The sequence below is a fragment of the Flavobacterium sp. P1_E4 genome (genome assembly GCF_056405915.1).
On the sequence record NZ_JBFUBE010000021.1, the window covers coordinates 22,561 to 40,408 of the forward strand.

The window sequence follows — 17,848 nt, forward strand, 5'->3', positions numbered from 1 at the left end:
AGTTAATTCTTTCAAGGTTTTTTTATAACATTTTTATTTAGATATTTGTAAAAAACAAAGCCATGAAATGAGCATGACTCTAAATTGGTCGCAAGCACTAATGAAGGTATGCGAATTACATATGACCAATAAAAAACAATAAATATCTACATATGAAAAACTTAAAATACATAATTTTCGGAATGGTATTATTTGGTGGTCAAGCATTTGCACAATTAAAACCGGTACAATATAAAGATGGAAACCAGATTCTAAATGGTTTTAAAATTTCACCTGTAAAGAGTAGTACTCAAAAACCGGGCATCTTAATCCTGCCAGCCTGGAGGGGAATTGACAAACTCTCAAAAGACACTGCCGACAAACTTTCAAAAATGGGATACTACGCCTTTATAGCTGATATTTATGGCGAAGGGAATTACCCAAAAGACAATAATGAAGCAGGAAATAGTGCCGGATTTTATAAAAAGAACTTTGAAGCCTATCAAAAAAGAATTTCTTTAGCCTTACAACAATTAATTGCAGCTGGAGCCAATCCAGAAAACATTGTGGTTATCGGATATTGCTTTGGAGGAACTGGAGCACTTGAAGCAGCTCGTGGTAATTTGAATGTAAAAGGAGTCGTATCATTTCATGGAGGCTTAGGCAAAGACAATTTAAGACCTACTGAACCTATTACCACAAAAATTTTAGTATGCCATGGAGCCGATGATCCGTTTGTGTCTTCGGAAGAGGTTTCAAGCTTCCAAAAAGAGATGAAAGACTCAAAAGCCGATTGGCAAATGATTTATTATGCCAATGCTGTCCACTCTTTTACCAATCCAGAATCTGGAACTGATAATTCAAAAGGTGCCGCTTACAATGAAAAAGCATCTGAACGATCTTTCGAGCATTTCAAATTATTCTTAAACGAAGTATTAAAAAAATAATAACTTAATTATCCCAATCTCTAAATGAAAAAAGTCCTAACCCTCTTGTTGTTTATCACAACTATTTCCAGTTTTGCCCAAAAAAAAGCGGTCAGCAACGATGACCCGACAAAGTTCATGAACACCATAACAGCCGATAAGCTAAAAACAAGACTCTATATTGTAGCTTCAGATGAAATGGAAGGTCGTGACACAGGGTCCAAAGGGCAAAAAAAAGCTGGAAAATATCTTATTGACCAATACAAAAAAAGTAAAATATCTTATCCAAAAGGAGCTACAAGTTATTACCAACCAGTACCGGCGGCTTACTTGAATGCCAAACGCAATGAAAACCTACCTGATTCGGAGAATATCTGGGCGTACATTGAAGGTTCTGAAAAACCAGACGAAGTTTTGGTTATTTCAGCGCATTATGACCACGTTGGCGTGAAAAACGGTGAAGTATATAATGGTGCCGATGATGATGGCTCTGGAACAGTTGCTATCCTTCAAATTGCCGAAGCTTTTCAAAAAGCTAAAAAGGAAGGATACGGGCCAAAACGTTCTATTTTGTTTCTTCATGTAACGGGCGAAGAGCATGGTTTGCACGGATCACGTTACTATTCCGAAAACCCATTGTTTCCAATAGCCAATACTATAGCCGATATCAATATTGATATGATAGGTCGTCGTGATGTAGAACATGCCAAAACCAACAATTATGTTTATGTAATTGGTGCTGATAGATTGTCTAGCGATTTGCACAACATTACAGTTGCTCAAAACGACAAATACACACATTTAGACTTAGATTTCAAATTCAACGACCCAAAAGACCCAAATCATTTCTACGAGCGTTCTGATCACTATAATTTTGCAAAATTAGGCATTCCATCTGTGTTTCTTTTCAGCGGTGTGCATGAAGACTACCACGGAAAAGGAGATGAGCCAAACAAAATAGAATATGATGCCTTGGCAAAAAGAACTCAATTGGCTTTTGTAATTGCTTGGGATTTGGCCAATAGACCAGAAAGAATTGTAGTTGACAAACCTATTCAGTAGTCTTCAGAATCCGTTTTCAAAAACAAAATAAACAAAGAGCTTTGGAGCAATTCAAAGCTCTTTGTTATTTTAATATATTTTCAAAATGATTAGGGCGAGACCCCATTATAGAAAGTGGGCTATCTTACATACCGCTTATTCGCCCACTTTCCATAATGCGGTCGGGTCATACGCGCTACTTCGGTAGCTTGCTTCTACCCCTCTCGCAAGCCGATAGGAACCTACAACAAAGTCCTAACAAAAGAACTAGAATAATAATTTCATAAAAAAAAGCTTCAAATTTCTTTGAAGCTTTCTCTATAAAAATAATTGATTACAAATCTTCTTTTACATCAGCATCTGGAGCATTCTTCTTTATGGATTCAATTCCGTTATCGCGTGCCGAAACCGACTCATACATTTCACTGCTACCAATAATTTGACCGTTGGATGCTTTAAGGTTAAAATAAAACTTTCCGTTTTTGGCTTCCAACTTATCAAATCTTTCATCCACTTGAGAATTCTTTCTCACAGACTCGATTCCGTTTTCGCAAGCTGCTTTGGTTGAATAACCTTCACTTGCAAGAATAACTTGTCCATTTCCTGCTTTTAAAACAAACTGAAACTCATCATTCTTTCTTTTGCTAACTAAAAATGTTCCCATAGATTATTATTAAATTGGTTAATTATAAGCAATTTAGCAAAAACTAATTTATTTTAAATTAAGAAATTGATAATTATTCCTTCACGAAACTTAACTCCACAAAAAAAGCCTCGAATTTCTTCGAGGCTTTTGCCTTTTGGGTGGATGACCGGGTTCGAACCGGCGACCCTCGGCACCACAAACCGATGCTCTAACCAGCTGAGCTACAACCACCATTTGCGCTTAGCGGTTGCAAATATAGAACAAATGTTTACTTCTACAAACAAAAAATTAAAAAAAATTAAACTTTTTTACTTCAAATCCCCTAAACTATTGACTGCCAAATATCTTTCAACAGTAAAACCTTCGGCATGTTCAACGCCAGTTAGCCTTCCTAAATCCCTAGAACGGTAATTCAGGCTTTCCAAGAAGTTTTTACTTGATATTGGTGACTCTGGTTCTTTCGAATTTGGATCATAAAATTGGGAGCGGTACGCCAAAATAGATTCGATTTTCTTATCCGTGAATCCAGTAATGTCTACAACAAAATCAGGTTCTATGTTTTTCCATTGTATATAATGATAAACCACTTTGGGTCTCCATTGTTTTTGGATTTCACCATCAAGAACCGTTTCAATTTTCATCAAACCAGATAAAAAACAAGCATCCGAAACTAATTTACTTCCTTTTCCGTGATCGATATGTCTATCGTCTATTGCATTACACAATACAGTCTCGGGTTTGTACTTCCGGATCATCTTTATGATTTCCAATTGATGCTTTTCGTCATTGACAAAAAAACCGTCCCTCATATTCAAATTCTCACGGACAGAAACCCCTAATATCTTTGCAGCATCACTCGCTTCCTGATCACGAATTTCAGCGGAACCTCGAGTACCCAGTTCCCCACGGGTTAAATCAACAATTCCAACCTTTTTACCCAAGGAAACCTCTTTTAAGATTGTTCCGGAACATCCTAATTCTACATCATCGGGATGTGCTCCAAATGCAAGTATATCTAATTTCATCTATTTTTATTTTAATGTTAATAAGAGAAAATCTAAATTATGTTCTCAATATTCAATTTCTAATTTACTGTAATCTGCAATCTAAAATCCCCTCTTCATCGTCATTGATTTATTTACGCTTTCCTCCCACTCTTTTTCGGGGATGCTGTCTTTTGTGATTCCGCACCCCATAAATAAATTGGCTTTAACCGTTTTAAAATCTAGATCCATTTCAATTTCCATGCAACGCAAATTGACAAACAAATCAGAACTGGTTTTATCCGATGTGGAACTACTGTTCAGTTCACCCAAATAACCAGTATAAAAAGTCCTGTCATAATTTTCATTGTCCAAAATAAACTGTTTGGATTCCAATTTTGGCAAACCACAAACTGCTGGAGTCGGGTGCAACAAACCAACAACTTCTTTTAAATTCTTAGTCGAATTTAATTGACCCGAGATATCTGTTTTTATATGCCAAATACTTCCCGCTTTTATACTGTAAGGTTCCGAAACTAAAATTGAATTTGAAACTTTATTCAACTCAGAAACAATATAATCGGTAACGAATTGCTGTTCTTGTTTCTCCTTATCTTGCCACACAACCTCCTCATAACCAGTGTTTTTTTGTGTTCCAGCTAAAGCCATTGTTTTAAAAATATCATCTTCCACTTTTAACAATTGCTCTGGCGTTGCACCTATCCAAATTCCAATCTTCGGATGGAAAAAACAATACACAAAAGCCGCAGGATATAATTGAACTAGGTTTTCGAAAGTTGTAACCAAATCAAAATCAAGCAAATAAACAGTTTCCTTTCGGGACAAAACTACTTTCTGAAATTCATACTCTTGAATTGCCTCAATTCCTTTGGCAACTAATGTTTCAAAATTTGCCTTGACAATTTCATTGGGAGAAGCAAATTCTTTTTCATTTTCAGAAACCTCTTTTTTATCAAATGCAAAACGCTTTATTTCGGAATACTCTTCAGGAATAATATAATTTCTATGTCCATCAAAAGAAGAAAAAACAAAACCTTTTTCGGTAAAATCAACTACATCATACAAATTATCATTTTGCTGAAACATTCCAATCACAATTTCCGAATTGGGTTTGATATACAAAACAAAAGGTAAGTTTTGCTGTTGTTGCTGAATCACTTTTTCAAAAAAATTATTCATAACATTATTTCTCTTTCGTCAAAACCATATTTGTCAATTTGCAAAGCGAAACTAAATTCCCAGCTTCATCCGTGATTTTAATTTCCCAAAGATGCAAACTTCTCCCTTTATGGATAATACGGGCAGTACCAATAACAAAGCCTTCACGAATACTTTTTAGATGATTGGCCGAAATTTCGATACCACGTACTTCTTGGTTTTTATCATTAATAAAAAAATGAGAAGCTGCACTCCCAACACTTTCTGCCAAAGCCACTGAAGCTCCTCCATGCAACAACCCCATAGGTTGATGTACTGATGAATTCACAGGCATTTTGGCAACAAGAAATCCATCGCCTGCATCTATAAACTCGATATTTAGTGTTTCCATCAAAGTGTTTTTGGAAAACTGATTGCAATATTCGAGCATTTTATCTTTATCTATTGTCATATCTTGATTTTAAAGATTGTAAAAATACGCTAAATTGATAATTCAAAAAAGAAATAAATGAAATGCTAAAGAAAGTAAAAATCTAATCCTCGTAACAAAGCCAAAAATCTATTTTATTGCTATTTTTACAAAAAAATAAAACGAAATGCGTCGAATCACCTTACTGTTTTTAACTGGAATTATACTTTCATTTTGCTCTTGTCGTAGTGATTTTGAAACCGTAGCCAGTACAGGTGATTTAACTTTTTCAAAAGACACCGTTTATCTGGACACTGTTTTTACCAATTTGAGTTCGAGTACGTATGCTTTAAAAGTGTATAACCATTCCAAAAATGACATCAACATACCGCTCATTAAATTTGCCAATGGAGCAAACTCAAAATACCGAATGAGCGTTGATGGCGCTCAGGGAAATCAAGGAAAAATGTTCGAAAATGTTACACTATTAGCCAAAGACAGTCTTTATATTTTCATAGAAACAACCGTAGAAAGCGATAACACTACTCCAACTGAATTTCTTTATACCGACCAAATTGAATTTGACAGTGGTGCAAATCTTCAGAAAGTGGAATTAGTGACTTTGGTACAAGACGCCATTCTATTATACCCAAACCTCAATACAGACGGAACTACAGAAACGCTCCCAATTGGAAATGAAAAGATAAGTGGTTTTTATTTAGACAAAAACGATCCTATTCATGGAAACGAACTTATTTTCACCAACAAAAAAGCCTATGTAATTTATGGATATGCTGCCGTTCCCGAAGGTGAAACCGTTACTTTTGAAGCTGGGGCAAAGGTTTATTTCCATTCTGATTCCGGTCTCATCGTACCCAAAAACGCTTCTATTCACATTAACGGTAGCAAATCCACAACTGATAAACTAGAAAATGAAGTGTTTTTCGGTGGTGATCGTCAGCAACCTGATTTCGGTTATATTCCAGGACAATGGGGTACTGTATGGCTACAAAACGGAAGCACCAATAATACAATTCAAAATCTAACACTCAAAAACGCTACAGTTGGACTATTTATCGAAGGCAATGACGGAACAACCATGCCTATAAAAAATACCCAGATTTACAATTGCACCCATTATGGAATTCAAGCCAAAAATGCTTTAATAGAAGGAGAAAACATTGTTATTAATTACACAGGGCAAGCCAGCTTAGCCTGTACCTACGGTGGAAATTACAAGTTCACGCACTCAACCTTCAATAATGACTGGTCTAGTCCTGAACAAGTGGCGGTATATATTAGCAATTATATAGATGGTGCCACTCCAGAAACCAAAGACCTTACTGGAGCAACTTTCAATAATTGCATCATTTATGGTTCGTATTCGAACGAAATGCTTTTGGATAAAAAATCAGGAGCTGCTTTCGAATACCAATTCAATAATTGTTTAATTAAGTCTAGTGTTACCAAAGATCCAGATTATCAATTCGACACCGATCCAGTTCACTACAATGATATTATTCTCAATAAGGACCCAAAATTCTTTAATCCCAATATCAATAATTTCAATATCGACGATACTTCATCCGCTTTCGCAAAAGGAAATTCGGCTTATTTAATTCCACTTGATATTCTAGGAATTACCAGAACATTACCTCCCGATTTAGGAGCTTATCAAAACAAGCCATTTCCTAAATAAATAATTTTAAATACTTTTTAAGTAATCCCTAATTACAATAAAGCATCTAACAATTCGAATATTTTTTCTTTTTTCAAAGGCTTAGTGATATAACTATCAAAACCTAATGACAATATTCGTTCTTCATCTTCTATTGAAGCATGTGCTGTTTGAGCAATGATAGATAGATTAGGTTTAAGATTTTTAATATTTTGAAAAGCCTTAATTCCGTCCATTACAGGCATTTCTATATCCATAAAAACTAAATTGATTTCCTGATTTTTACACATATCTACTGCTTCTTGCCCATTGCTTGCTCTAAGAATCGTGTAATTTCTAGCAGTTAAAATCTTCTTTAATAATATAAAATTCACATTATTATCTTCTGCAATCAAAATGATTTCATTCCCTAAACTAGTAGACACATTATTTTTAATCTCGGGCAAAACAATTGATTGTGGATCAGCATATTCAAAAGGAAGTGTTACCACAAACACTGTTCCTAATCCAACAACAGAGTCGACTACTACAGACCCTCCCAAAAGCTTAATATAAGCCTTGGAAATAGCCAAACCTAATCCCAACCCACTTGCTTTAGCGGTCGAATTTGAATCAACTGTTCTAAAACGATCAAAAATATACTGCAAACCTTCTTTAGGAATTCCTTTACCAGAATCCTTAACGGTAAGTTTAATTATTTTTTCTACTTCATTGATTTCATATCCAAAAGAAACAGACCCAAAATCCGTAAATTTAATAGCGTTACCTATTAAATTTAGCATAATTTGCTTTAATTTAATTTCATCTGTCAAAATCAGCTGAGTTAGAGGACTTTTACTAGGAATGATATGCAACTCTATTTTCTTATTTCTAGGTATAGTTATCGCTATAGATTCCTGCAATTCTTTAAAGCATTTATCTAAATCAACTTCACAAATCTTTGGTGTAACTTGATTGGCATCAATTTTTGACATTTCAATAAGATCTTCAATAATAGAAACTAAATCATGCCCACTTTTATTAATAATCATCAAATATTCATCTCTTTCCGCATCGCTTATATTCTGACTCCTTATTAAATCACTAAATCCAACAATAGCATTCATGGGAGTTCTTATCTCATGAGATAAATTGGCCAAAAAAGCAGACTTAAGCTCTCCATTTTCTTCAGCTATGTTTCTTGATAATATCAATTGTTCTTTTTGGCGGATATTAATTTGAAAAAGTTTACTGATATATCGAAACTCACCTCCATACTTTTTTAATTTATTGATTGCATTTCTATCTCCAATTTCAAGAAAAGAAGTCACTATTTTTAATGGATCAAAAAACCATTTATTCAATAAATAGCCCAAAAAAACTACACTAAGTATTGATAAAAGTAACACTATCAAAATATTTTTAATTCCCAAAGAAAAATTCAAATCAAAATCTCTGTCAAAAAATAGTTTCGCAATGACTTTATTATTGCTGTCTTTTAAATTAATTTCGGCTCTAATCAATTTAGAACTAATTTCTGGCGCATTAGTGTTATCAGTTAACAATTGGGCTTTAGAATGCGTCAAATTTCCAATATAATCAACATACCCTTGATCTAAAATTCGAACTAAAAAAAGATATCCTAAAGGTGCTTTTTCTTTTGTAGGATCGTTTGAAGCATTCAAAATTGTACCAAACACTTCAAAAACACCATCTTCGTTTTTAATATAATAGCGAATATGCTTGTTTATATAAAGCTCTGAAAATTTCTTTTCAGGAACAAAATCAATTATTCTAATTCTTTTTTTACCAAAAAAAACCAGTTGCTTATCTAAATTATATCCTCCAATAAAAACCCTATTATATTCAAGCAGTTTAGTCATCTGACTATCGAAATACTTCGTGTTTTGACTATTGACTGCATTAACCAATTCATCTGAATTAGAAATAATACTAATTAAATCTGTTAGGTTTTTTGAATTTTGAAGAAAAATAGTTTCTGTTTCTTTTTGAAAATCATTCGAAGTGTTTTCATAAACTTTATCCACATTATCATTCAAATAAAAATCAAGAACATAAGAAAAAAGTAGAGCAAATAAAATTGTTATGCCCAACAGAATTAAAAATCTCCAATATGTACTTACTATTTTTTTAAGATTCATGATAAGGGGTTAAGAAATGACTAAAAAGAAAAAATACAATTTAACAAATAACAAACGATTATAAAATTCCTCATAAGTTCATTTAGACTGAGGCGCTAAAAATAGTAAAAAAACTATTCAGTATTTATTTATAAATCCCTAAAAAATAAAATCCAGAAACTATTTTGTTACAATACTTGAGTGTATTCCAAACATTTAAGAAAATTAAACGTTCATTTCAAGAATAGTTAGGAATACACAATGGATTCCGATACAACTGACACTTGCAATAATCTAGGAAGTAGATTAACGTAGTACCTAAGAAGTAAAACAGAAATATTAGAGCAATACATTTTTGAAAAAGAAAACATTAACCAATCTCTCGGTATCGATAACTACAATTTCAAAAGGAATTTATTTGGTTAAAATAACAGATGATTCAAAATCTATCAATAAAAAGATAATAATCAACTAATTAAAAGTTTAACACCATTAAAAAAAGCGACATAATTGTCGCTTTTTTTAATGGTCGCTTGATATTCTGGGAATCAGCAGAACACTTCCGCCAGATTTAGGTGTGTATCAGAACAAACTGTTTCCTAAATAAAATCGAAAATGGTAGTTTTTATGATTTAATAGAAGAGCTTATGATTTTTTGAGCACTATTAGATGCAATAATTAACCCACCAGCGAGCATAATTATATCTTTTATTACCAATCGTCCAGCTCCAGACAAATATGGAAAACCATATTGAGGAGTCTGAAAATCTCCACCTAAATTTGGAACGTAAACTTCTGGAGTTGTTATTAAAAATGTTAGTGTGGTAATTGACATACCAGCAGTTAAAATCCCTCCCCAAAATCCTATTCTAGGAAACCAAATACCCAGCAATACAGATAGCCCGATAATTACGATAACGGATCCCAGACCATAAGAAAAAGTATAGGTTCCATTACTTATATGCCAATCTATATTCTTTTGTACTGTTTTGCCTTCTAGATTTTTATACAAATTATATTCTGCTACAGTTTCTCCTCTATCATTTTTGGCCGTATTACCCGTGTTATGATAAAAGAATTTCATAAAAGGACTGTTTATAACGAATGGCACTATCCCATCGGCCTCATAGTTGAAAGCTTTCAAGCCTCCAATCCAAACCATTACAACAAATATTGCAACCCTTATAAAATCGATAAAATAACTTTGCCCTGAAGCAAAAAATTTAGTGATACTTTCCATTTCGTAATTGTTTTTGATTAGAATACAAAGGTATATAACAATTTAAAATACAAGAATGGACTAAATAGGGTTTTGCATGGACTGTTTAGCCACAATAGAAATTCCAACATCTTCTCTAAACTTTTTTGGTGAAACACCAACTCCTTTTTTAAAGTATCTGCTAAAATAAAATTCATCTTCAAAATTGAGTTCACTTGCAATTATCTTGATGGGCTTATACGTTAAATGCAATAGTTTTTTAGCTTCCAACACAATTCGCTCCTGAATTAGTTTAGACGGAGATTTTCCGAAATTTTTTTTGATTTTTTTACTGAACGCATCTTTCGACAAACATAATTTGGAAGCATAAAACTCCACTTCTTTTGATTCTAGAAAGTGCTTGTCTAATAAAGATTGGAAATTTAAAATATCGTCATGTTTAGCTGATTCTTTTACAAAATAAGCCTCATTTAGCAGTTTCTCTTTACTACACAGAGCCAAAATAAGCTGGAGATAAGATTTAACAATTGAGATATCCGAATTCAACTCGGAAAGACCCAAAATCTGCATTTTCTGAATAATCGTATTAATCTCATCGTAAACCAGATCAGAAACCGCTACAAAAGGCTGTTGATATATATTATTAAACAAAATCCCATTGCATGCAACCTCTTTTTTGTGGTACTCAATACAGTAGAAATCTCCATGAAATTGAATAATATTTGCAAATGCTGTCGAAGAATCATGCCAATTCAAACACTGATAGGGAGCTAAAAAAAGCAAATGCCTACCTGTTGATTCATATTTCGTAAAATCGACAGAAAAAGAGGAAGCCCCGTCAACCATAATAATGTTATAATATGGGGTTTTAATTTCGGCTACCGTAGTAAATGATTGAAATTGTTTGATTTTAATTAGTGAATCCAACATGCTTAATTTTGTGTTACTCGTAAAATTACTGCTAACTCAAAACATACAAAACTCACAAAGCTTGGATATATGTAAAAGTCTATTTTTTACTTGTTTATTTTTCTCTTTTTGTAAAGTTATAAATTATTTCCCATTTGCGCTTTTTTATTACAACAAGGCTAAATACAGCGAACTAAAGGATGCTGATTCAGGCAGTTTTTTTACCTTTTTAAATTTTCAGAATACTTTGCTTTTCACATTTGCTCTTACTATATATTTAACCTAAATTTGCACCGTTAAATACAACAAACTACACAACAATGATCCATTTCTTTGAAAACCAAAGCAAAACTGTTTTTGCCGTACAAACGCAAAACGAAATTTCGGCTCAAGACATTTCAAAACTCAACTGGCTTTTTGCCGACGCAAATAAAATAGAGAAATCCGCATTGACGGATTTTTTTGTTGGACCACGTGCCACCATGATTACTCCTTGGAGTACCAATGCGGTAGAAATTACTCAGAATATGGGAATTTCAGGAATCATTCGCATTGAAGAGTTCCAGAAAGCAACGGCTGATTTCAATGATTTCGATCCTATGCTTTCGCAAAAATATACTGAGTTAAATCAAGATATATTCACGATTCATATTCAACCAGAAGCTATTTTGGATATTGATGATATTGCTGCTTATAACAAAACTGAAGGTTTGGCTTTAAGTCAGGAAGAAGTAGAATATTTGGATAATTTATCAACCAAATTAGGTAGAAAATTAACGGATTCAGAGATTTTCGCTTTCTCTCAAGCCAATTCAGAGCACTGTCGTCACAAAATTTTCAACGGAACTTTTGTTATTGATGGTGTAGAAAAAGAAACTTCTCTTTTTAAATTAATCAAAAAAACATCTCAGGAAAACCCTAACGATATTGTTTCGGCTTACAAGGACAACGTTGCTTTTGTAAAAGGGCCAAGAGTACAGCAATTTGCTCCAAAAACTGCCGACAAACCTGATTTTTACGAAATAAAAGAATTTGATTCGGTTATCTCCTTAAAAGCAGAAACACACAATTTTCCAACAACTGTAGAGCCTTTCAACGGAGCTGCAACAGGATCTGGAGGAGAAATTCGTGACCGTTTGGCTGGTGGACAAGGCTCATTGCCAATGGCAGGAACTGCAGTTTATATGACTTCTTATTCTCGTTTGGAAGAAAACAGACCATGGGAAGATGCTGTAACTGAAAGAAAATGGTTGTATCAAACCCCAATGGATATCTTGATAAAAGCTTCAAATGGAGCGTCTGATTTTGGAAATAAATTTGGACAACCGCTTATCACAGGTTCAGTTTTGACTTTCGAACACCAAGAAAATGACCGTAAAATTGGTTACGATAAAGTAATTATGCAAGCCGGTGGAATTGGTTATGGAAAATTAGATCAAGCCATCAAACACAAACCACAAGAAGGAGACAAAATCGTTATCCTTGGTGGAGAAAATTATAGAATTGGAATGGGTGGTGCAGCTGTATCATCGGCAGACACTGGAGCTTTTGGTTCTGGAATCGAATTAAACGCTATACAACGTTCCAACCCGGAAATGCAAAAACGTGCTGCCAACGCCATTCGTGGTTTGGTAGAAAGTGACAATAACCCAATCGTTTCCATTCACGATCACGGAGCAGGTGGACACTTAAACTGTCTTTCGGAATTAGTGGAAGAAACTGGAGGTTTAATCGATTTGGACAAATTGCCAGTTGGCGACCCAACCCTTTCTGCAAAAGAAATCATTGGTAACGAATCTCAAGAAAGAATGGGATTGGTTATTGGTAAAAAAGATATTGATACGTTACAACGAATTGCAGACAGAGAGCGTTCTCCAATGTACCAAGTAGGAGATGTAACTGGTGACCACCGTTTTACTTTCGAATCAAAAACTACTGGTTTAAAACCAATGGATTATGCTTTGGAAGATTTCTTTGGAAGTTCTCCAAAAACGGTAATGACCGACAATACAATTAACTACAATTATTCAAATTTAGAATATAACGTAAAAAACATAGCAACTTACTTAGAGCAAGTATTGCAATTGGAAGCTGTTGCCTGTAAAGACTGGTTGACTAACAAAGTGGATCGTTGCGTTGGCGGAAAAGTAGCCAAACAACAATGTGCTGGACCCTTGCAATTACCTTTGAACAATGTTGGAGTAATGGCATTGGATTACCAAGGAAAAGAAGGAGTTGCAACCTCAATTGGACACTCGCCTATTGCTTCTTTGATTGATCCTGTTGCAGGAACAAGAACAGCAATTGCTGAATCATTATCAAATATCGTTTGGGCTCCAATCAAAGACGGAATGAAAGGTATTTCTCTTTCGGCCAACTGGATGTGGGCTTGTAAAAATGCAGGCGAAGATGCTCGTTTGTATTCGGCCGTTGAAGCTTGTTCAGACTTTGCAATCGAATTAGGAATCAACATTCCAACTGGAAAAGATTCACTTTCGATGAAACAAAAATATCCAAACGACGAAGTAATCGCACCGGGAACGGTAATTATTTCTGCTGGTGGAAACTGTATCGATATTAGAAAAGTAGTGGAGCCTGTTTTACAAAAAGATGGAGGTTCTATTTATTATATCAATTTATCTCAAGACGACTTCAAATTAGGAGGTTCTTCATTGGCACAAACGCTGAATGCAATCGGAAATGATGCACCGACTATTAAAGACGCTGCATTCTTTAAAAATGCATTTAATACATTGCAGGAATTAATTTTAGACAATCAAATCTTAGCAGGACACGATATCGGAAGCGGTGGTTTGATTACTACTTTACTTGAAATGTGTTTCGCTGATGTGAATTTGGGGGCCAAAATTGACTTCTCTGTTTTCGAAGAAAAAGACATCATCAAATATCTTTTTGCCGAAAATATAGCTGTTGTTTTCCAAGCCAATTCAGACGAAACGGTTGAAGCTAAGTTGAGCGCCAACAATGTATCTTTCTTCAAATTAGGAAATGCAACAAGTGAAGCAACTTTAGACTTTGGTCCTTGTAAATTGGATATTGCCAAATACAGAGATATTTGGTTCAAGACTTCTTTCTTGTTAGACCAAAAACAATCTAAAAACGGAACTGCACAAGCACGTTTCGACAATTATAAAAACCAAGTATTAAACTATACTTTCCCAACTCATTTCACAGGAAAAAAACCTATAATCGACGCATCAAAACCAAGACCGAAAGCAGCAATCATTCGTGAAAAAGGAAGTAACTCTGAGCGTGAAATGGCTAACGCAATGTACTTGGCTGGATTTGACGTAAAAGACGTTCACATGACCGATTTGATTTCGGGACGTGAAAATCTGGAAGACATTCAATTCATTGGAGCTGTTGGTGGATTCTCAAATTCAGATGTTTTGGGTTCTGCCAAAGGTTGGGCAGGAGCTTTCAAATACAACGAAAAAGCAAACACAGCATTGAAAAACTTCTTCAAAAGAGAAGACACTTTATCTGTTGGAATCTGTAACGGTTGTCAATTATTTATGGAATTGGAAGTGATTAACCCTGAGCATGAAGTTCACGGAAAATTACATCATAATGAAAGTCACAAACACGAAAGTATTTTTACTTCCGTAAAAATTCAAGAAAACAAATCGGTGATGTTATCGACTTTGGCAGGAAGCACTCTTGGAGTTTGGGTTTCACATGGTGAAGGAAAATTCAATTTGCCATACGCAGAAGATCAATACAACATCGTTGGAAAATACGGTTACGAAGGATATCCAGCCAATCCAAATGGATCAGCTTTCAATACCGCAATGATGTGTGACAAAACAGGTCGTCACTTGGTAATGATGCCTCATATTGAGCGTTCCACTTTCCAATGGAACTGGGCACATTATCCAAAAGACAGAAATGACGAGGTTACTCCTTGGCATGAAGCTTTTGTGAATGCCAGATTGTGGATTGAGAAAAAGTAAAATTCAAAAAATATAACTTTTAAAAGCTTTCAGTAATTCAACTGAAAGCTTTTTCTTTTTTAAACTAAAAATTCTTACTTTTATCAGCTAAATAAAATCATTTTTTTTGTAAATTCACAAAATCAAAACATAGCTATATGAATCATAATCAATGCTTAAACTGTGAACAACCTGTAACCGGTAATTATTGCCAAAATTGTGGACAAAAAAACAACACACATACCATTACCCTAAAACACTTTTTTTTCCATAACATTATTCATGGTGTTTGGCATTTAGAAAAAGGTATTTTTCTAACAATAAAAGAAACGTTTACAAGGCCTGGACAAGCGGCATTAGATTACATTAAAGGTAAAAGAGTAAAATACTATAATGTTTTTTATCTCATTCTAATGTTAATCGGTTTAAACATCTTAACAGTCCATTATCATCATGAAATAAATCCGTCATCAGTGCCTAAAAATGTAGATAGCGGATTAAAACTTATAACCTTTTTATCAAATAATCTAAAAATTCTATTGTTTGGTTTCGTTCCTTTAATTGCTTTAAATGCTTTTATAATTTTCAAAAAATTAAAACTCAACTTAGCGGAACATTTCATCATTGGAGGAATTAATTTATTGGGAATTTTAGTTTTATGCTTATCCGTAAACTTGTTATCACTTTTGGACACGTTTGAGAAAATTGAATACTTTATAAGTCTTATTAAACCATTCTTTTACTTATTTATTATTTTATTCCCTCTTTGGACTTATTTTAATGCTGCTTATAAAAAATATTCCATTCTAGGATTTAGTTGGAGAATACTTGTGTTTTATATGGTTCTATTTATAGAGTTTGTCTCCCTATTTACTCTTCTTATGTATATTTTAACTAATCAGACTTCTATTAATTTAAAATTATAACAGCTACTTCATTGAATATCAAGTGTTTTTGATTTTAGTTTTTTGTTTGATTTGCAAAGACTTTAAACAATCGAAATCATTTTTTATATAACAACCCGTCTCTTACTATTTTTAGAGACGGTTTTTTCATAAAGTTTTGTTTGAAATTTTGTTTTCTTTTTGATCATAACAAAAAAGCTAAATACCTCCCCTTAGCCCCGGTTGAAGTGGAAATCCTTATAAGCCGGGGTTCGGCTTATAAGATTACAACGAAAAACGGGACGATATTAACAAAAAAGCCTGATATTTCTGCTCCTAAATCAATGTCATATTAATTATATTTGCAAAAAACATAACCCCAAAAGCCCCCAATGAATACCATTAAAAAAAATCTTTTTATTATAAGCCTACTACTTTTAATAAATCCAGTATTTGCACAAATTTCAGATGAATCTTTAAAAACTAATCCCCTGTTAGAATTGTATGGTTCTAATGTAAAAACTCTTGGACTAAAAGGAAATGTAACTCAAATGCATGAGCAGCAATTTTCGATAAACGCAAAAGGGAACACAACAGGTGATTCTGAATTGATCAATAATTTTTATAAATTTAACACTGAAGGCTCAACCAAAGAATTTGAGCAAAATTACAAGTACATACTCTCAAAAAAGCATTTTTTCAGCTACACCAACAAAGGTTATATTTCACATATAGATATTGAGACTATCAATGTAGCCAAAGATAAAGACACAACCGAAACCAATTTGGAAAATGAAACTCAAACTCCAGCTTTTTCTTCGGCAGATTACAAATATGTCCAAAAGAAAAACATTTTGTACAAAGGAGAAGAAGTCACCGAAAGTTCACCAAAAAAGACAACTACCAAAAAAGAATACTTTTATCATTTCAATGATGACAATCAAATTTACCAGATTGATTATCAATCAACAAATTTAACCACAAAATACATTTACGATTCTAATGCATTAGTAAAAGAAATAAATACTTTTAAATCGGATATTTTATCCCATAAAAACATTTACAAATACGACCGCAATAACAGGCTAATTAACATAACTACAATCAATTCGGATAACAATACAAAATATCCAAATCAAGAAATAATTATAACATATAAACTGGACGAAAACGGAAACGTGATCGAGAAAAAAATGATAACCTATCTTTATAACAATAAAGGTACCAAGGAGTTTCTTGAAGGATTTTTAAATTTATATAATTATACCTATTTGTAGTTTTTTATCTAAAATTCCGTTTGTATCTTAGCCAAAGAATAAACACTATAACTTTAACCTAAAAAGCAACGCCCCTTGCTTTTTAGACTTTTTAAATTAACCTACACCCATGAAAAAAATTACTTTATTGCTTGCTGCACTTGTATTGAGTGCGACACATTCTTATGCTCAACTTAAAGTTACCAAAATCAGAAACAAAGACAAGGACCACTATATCGCTACGGTTATTGGTTATCCTGTTACTGGTCTTTATACTTATGTAAATCAAGTTGAACCTACGACAATCCTCAATCCAGATGGCACAGGAATTATGCAAAATGAAGATCTTGTCAAAGAAAACATCATTTGGGGAATCGAATGTTCTGAATCTGGAGTTCCTATTTTCAAAGAAGGATTCAATAGTGCTTCATATTCTTTTTGGTACAAAAAAAGTGATACAGCCAAATCCAAATCGGATGAGGAAAACGAGTGGATTTTACAGTCCTTTTCAATTCATTATGACAAAAAGAAAATGTTCATTTCTGGAGAGAGAGTAAAAGAATATATTGAATAAAAATATAACGAATCGAAAATCGTAAATACTTGTAAATCCTCTATTTCACAAGTTATTTTGCTCCTAAACTAATTCAAAAAAGCACTTTTCAT

At 33.6% G+C, this 17,848-nt stretch carries 15 protein-coding genes and 1 tRNA gene; 8 read left to right on the forward strand and 8 right to left on the reverse strand.

Annotation, left to right across the window (positions count from 1 at the left end; translation table 11 throughout):
* The first annotated feature begins 152 nt into the window (after nucleotides 1-152).
* Both AC1DY0_RS16185 and AC1DY0_RS16190 read left to right on the forward strand, forming a co-directional pair.
* Nucleotides 153-926, forward strand: coding sequence for a dienelactone hydrolase family protein (locus AC1DY0_RS16185; RefSeq protein WP_477189623.1), 774 nt, complete (start codon nucleotides 153-155; stop codon nucleotides 924-926).
* 24 nt (nucleotides 927-950) lie between these two features.
* Nucleotides 951-1,967, forward strand: coding sequence for a M28 family peptidase (locus tag AC1DY0_RS16190; protein ID WP_477189624.1), 1,017 nt, complete (start codon nucleotides 951-953; stop codon nucleotides 1,965-1,967).
* A 313-nt stretch (nucleotides 1,968-2,280) separates the two neighbouring features.
* Here AC1DY0_RS16190 and AC1DY0_RS16195 read toward each other — a convergent pair whose 3' ends face one another.
* From AC1DY0_RS16195 to AC1DY0_RS16215, 5 genes are all read right to left on the reverse strand, one after another.
* Nucleotides 2,281-2,610 carry a YegP family protein gene (locus AC1DY0_RS16195; RefSeq protein WP_477189625.1) on the reverse strand — a complete coding sequence of 110 codons (330 nt, stop codon included), beginning with the start codon at nucleotides 2,608-2,610 and terminating at the stop codon, nucleotides 2,281-2,283.
* Between the two features lie 139 nt (nucleotides 2,611-2,749).
* A tRNA-His gene (locus AC1DY0_RS16200) sits at nucleotides 2,750-2,823 on the reverse strand.
* A 77-nt stretch (nucleotides 2,824-2,900) separates the two neighbouring features.
* Nucleotides 2,901-3,617 carry a bacillithiol biosynthesis deacetylase BshB1 gene (gene bshB1 / locus AC1DY0_RS16205; protein ID WP_477189626.1) on the reverse strand — a complete coding sequence of 239 codons (717 nt, stop codon included), beginning with the start codon at nucleotides 3,615-3,617 and terminating at the stop codon, nucleotides 2,901-2,903.
* 81 nt (nucleotides 3,618-3,698) lie between these two features.
* Nucleotides 3,699-4,775, reverse strand: coding sequence for a chorismate-binding protein (locus AC1DY0_RS16210; RefSeq protein ID WP_477189627.1), 1,077 nt, complete (start codon nucleotides 4,773-4,775; stop codon nucleotides 3,699-3,701).
* 4 nt (nucleotides 4,776-4,779) lie between these two features.
* Nucleotides 4,780-5,205: a PaaI family thioesterase gene (locus AC1DY0_RS16215; RefSeq protein ID WP_477189628.1), complete on the reverse strand. Its 426-nt coding sequence runs from the start codon at nucleotides 5,203-5,205 to the stop codon at nucleotides 4,780-4,782.
* 145 nt (nucleotides 5,206-5,350) lie between these two features.
* Between AC1DY0_RS16215 and AC1DY0_RS16220 the strand changes: the two genes are divergently transcribed.
* A complete protein-coding gene (locus AC1DY0_RS16220; RefSeq protein WP_477189629.1) occupies nucleotides 5,351-6,862 on the forward strand; it encodes a hypothetical protein in 1,512 nt (503 codons plus the stop codon).
* A 32-nt stretch (nucleotides 6,863-6,894) separates the two neighbouring features.
* Here the strand turns inward: AC1DY0_RS16220 and AC1DY0_RS16225 are convergent, their stop codons facing one another.
* Nucleotides 6,895-8,982: a response regulator gene (locus tag AC1DY0_RS16225; RefSeq protein ID WP_477189630.1), complete on the reverse strand. Its 2,088-nt coding sequence runs from the start codon at nucleotides 8,980-8,982 to the stop codon at nucleotides 6,895-6,897.
* A gap of 334 nt (nucleotides 8,983-9,316) precedes the next feature.
* On the opposite strand from AC1DY0_RS16225, the gene AC1DY0_RS16230 reads away from it, so the two are divergent.
* The gene (locus AC1DY0_RS16230) at nucleotides 9,317-9,436 is read left to right on the forward strand and encodes a T9SS type A sorting domain-containing protein (RefSeq protein ID WP_477189631.1); all 120 of its coding nucleotides are present in this window, start codon (nucleotides 9,317-9,319) and stop codon (nucleotides 9,434-9,436) included.
* Nucleotides 9,437-9,586: 150 nt separating this feature from the next.
* On the opposite strand, the gene AC1DY0_RS16235 is transcribed toward AC1DY0_RS16230, so the two are convergent.
* Both AC1DY0_RS16235 and AC1DY0_RS16240 read right to left on the reverse strand, forming a co-directional pair.
* Nucleotides 9,587-10,201 carry a DUF417 family protein gene (locus AC1DY0_RS16235; protein ID WP_477189632.1) on the reverse strand — a complete coding sequence of 205 codons (615 nt, stop codon included), beginning with the start codon at nucleotides 10,199-10,201 and terminating at the stop codon, nucleotides 9,587-9,589.
* A gap of 60 nt (nucleotides 10,202-10,261) precedes the next feature.
* Nucleotides 10,262-11,110, reverse strand: a complete 849-nt coding sequence (locus tag AC1DY0_RS16240; RefSeq protein WP_477189633.1) for a helix-turn-helix domain-containing protein — start codon at nucleotides 11,108-11,110, stop codon at nucleotides 10,262-10,264.
* A 299-nt stretch (nucleotides 11,111-11,409) separates the two neighbouring features.
* Here AC1DY0_RS16240 and purL point away from each other — a divergent pair, with 299 nt between their 5' ends.
* From purL to AC1DY0_RS16260, 4 genes are all read left to right on the forward strand, one after another.
* On the forward strand, nucleotides 11,410-15,063 hold the full coding sequence (gene purL, locus AC1DY0_RS16245) for a phosphoribosylformylglycinamidine synthase (protein ID WP_477189634.1): 3,654 nt from the start codon (nucleotides 11,410-11,412) through the stop codon (nucleotides 15,061-15,063).
* 137 nt (nucleotides 15,064-15,200) lie between these two features.
* A complete protein-coding gene (locus AC1DY0_RS16250; protein WP_477189635.1) occupies nucleotides 15,201-15,968 on the forward strand; it encodes a DUF3667 domain-containing protein in 768 nt (255 codons plus the stop codon).
* Between the two features lie 350 nt (nucleotides 15,969-16,318).
* Nucleotides 16,319-17,203, forward strand: a complete 885-nt coding sequence (locus AC1DY0_RS16255; protein ID WP_477189636.1) for a hypothetical protein — start codon at nucleotides 16,319-16,321, stop codon at nucleotides 17,201-17,203.
* 109 nt (nucleotides 17,204-17,312) lie between these two features.
* Nucleotides 17,313-17,756 carry a hypothetical protein gene (locus AC1DY0_RS16260; protein ID WP_477189637.1) on the forward strand — a complete coding sequence of 148 codons (444 nt, stop codon included), beginning with the start codon at nucleotides 17,313-17,315 and terminating at the stop codon, nucleotides 17,754-17,756.
* The last annotated feature ends 92 nt before the right edge of the window (nucleotides 17,757-17,848 follow it).

What these genes read in the sequence shown, in the direction of transcription:
- AC1DY0_RS16185 (WP_477189623.1), top strand. Translation starts at nt 153, where the DNA reads ATGAAAAACTTAAAATACATAATTTTCGGAATGGTATTATTTGGTGGT.
- AC1DY0_RS16190 (WP_477189624.1), top strand. Translation starts at nt 951, where the DNA reads ATGAAAAAAGTCCTAACCCTCTTGTTGTTTATCACAACTATTTCCAGT.
- AC1DY0_RS16195 (WP_477189625.1), bottom strand. Translation starts at nt 2,610, where the DNA reads ATGGGAACATTTTTAGTTAGCAAAAGAAAGAATGATGAGTTTCAGTTT.
- bshB1 (WP_477189626.1), bottom strand. Translation starts at nt 3,617, where the DNA reads ATGAAATTAGATATACTTGCATTTGGAGCACATCCCGATGATGTAGAA.
- AC1DY0_RS16210 (WP_477189627.1), bottom strand. Translation starts at nt 4,775, where the DNA reads ATGAATAATTTTTTTGAAAAAGTGATTCAGCAACAACAGCAAAACTTA.
- AC1DY0_RS16215 (WP_477189628.1), bottom strand. Translation starts at nt 5,205, where the DNA reads ATGACAATAGATAAAGATAAAATGCTCGAATATTGCAATCAGTTTTCC.
- AC1DY0_RS16220 (WP_477189629.1), top strand. Translation starts at nt 5,351, where the DNA reads ATGCGTCGAATCACCTTACTGTTTTTAACTGGAATTATACTTTCATTT.
- AC1DY0_RS16225 (WP_477189630.1), bottom strand. Translation starts at nt 8,982, where the DNA reads ATGAATCTTAAAAAAATAGTAAGTACATATTGGAGATTTTTAATTCTG.
- AC1DY0_RS16235 (WP_477189632.1), bottom strand. Translation starts at nt 10,201, where the DNA reads ATGGAAAGTATCACTAAATTTTTTGCTTCAGGGCAAAGTTATTTTATC.
- AC1DY0_RS16240 (WP_477189633.1), bottom strand. Translation starts at nt 11,110, where the DNA reads ATGTTGGATTCACTAATTAAAATCAAACAATTTCAATCATTTACTACG.
- purL (WP_477189634.1), top strand. Translation starts at nt 11,410, where the DNA reads ATGATCCATTTCTTTGAAAACCAAAGCAAAACTGTTTTTGCCGTACAA.
- AC1DY0_RS16250 (WP_477189635.1), top strand. Translation starts at nt 15,201, where the DNA reads ATGAATCATAATCAATGCTTAAACTGTGAACAACCTGTAACCGGTAAT.
- AC1DY0_RS16255 (WP_477189636.1), top strand. Translation starts at nt 16,319, where the DNA reads ATGAATACCATTAAAAAAAATCTTTTTATTATAAGCCTACTACTTTTA.
- AC1DY0_RS16260 (WP_477189637.1), top strand. Translation starts at nt 17,313, where the DNA reads ATGAAAAAAATTACTTTATTGCTTGCTGCACTTGTATTGAGTGCGACA.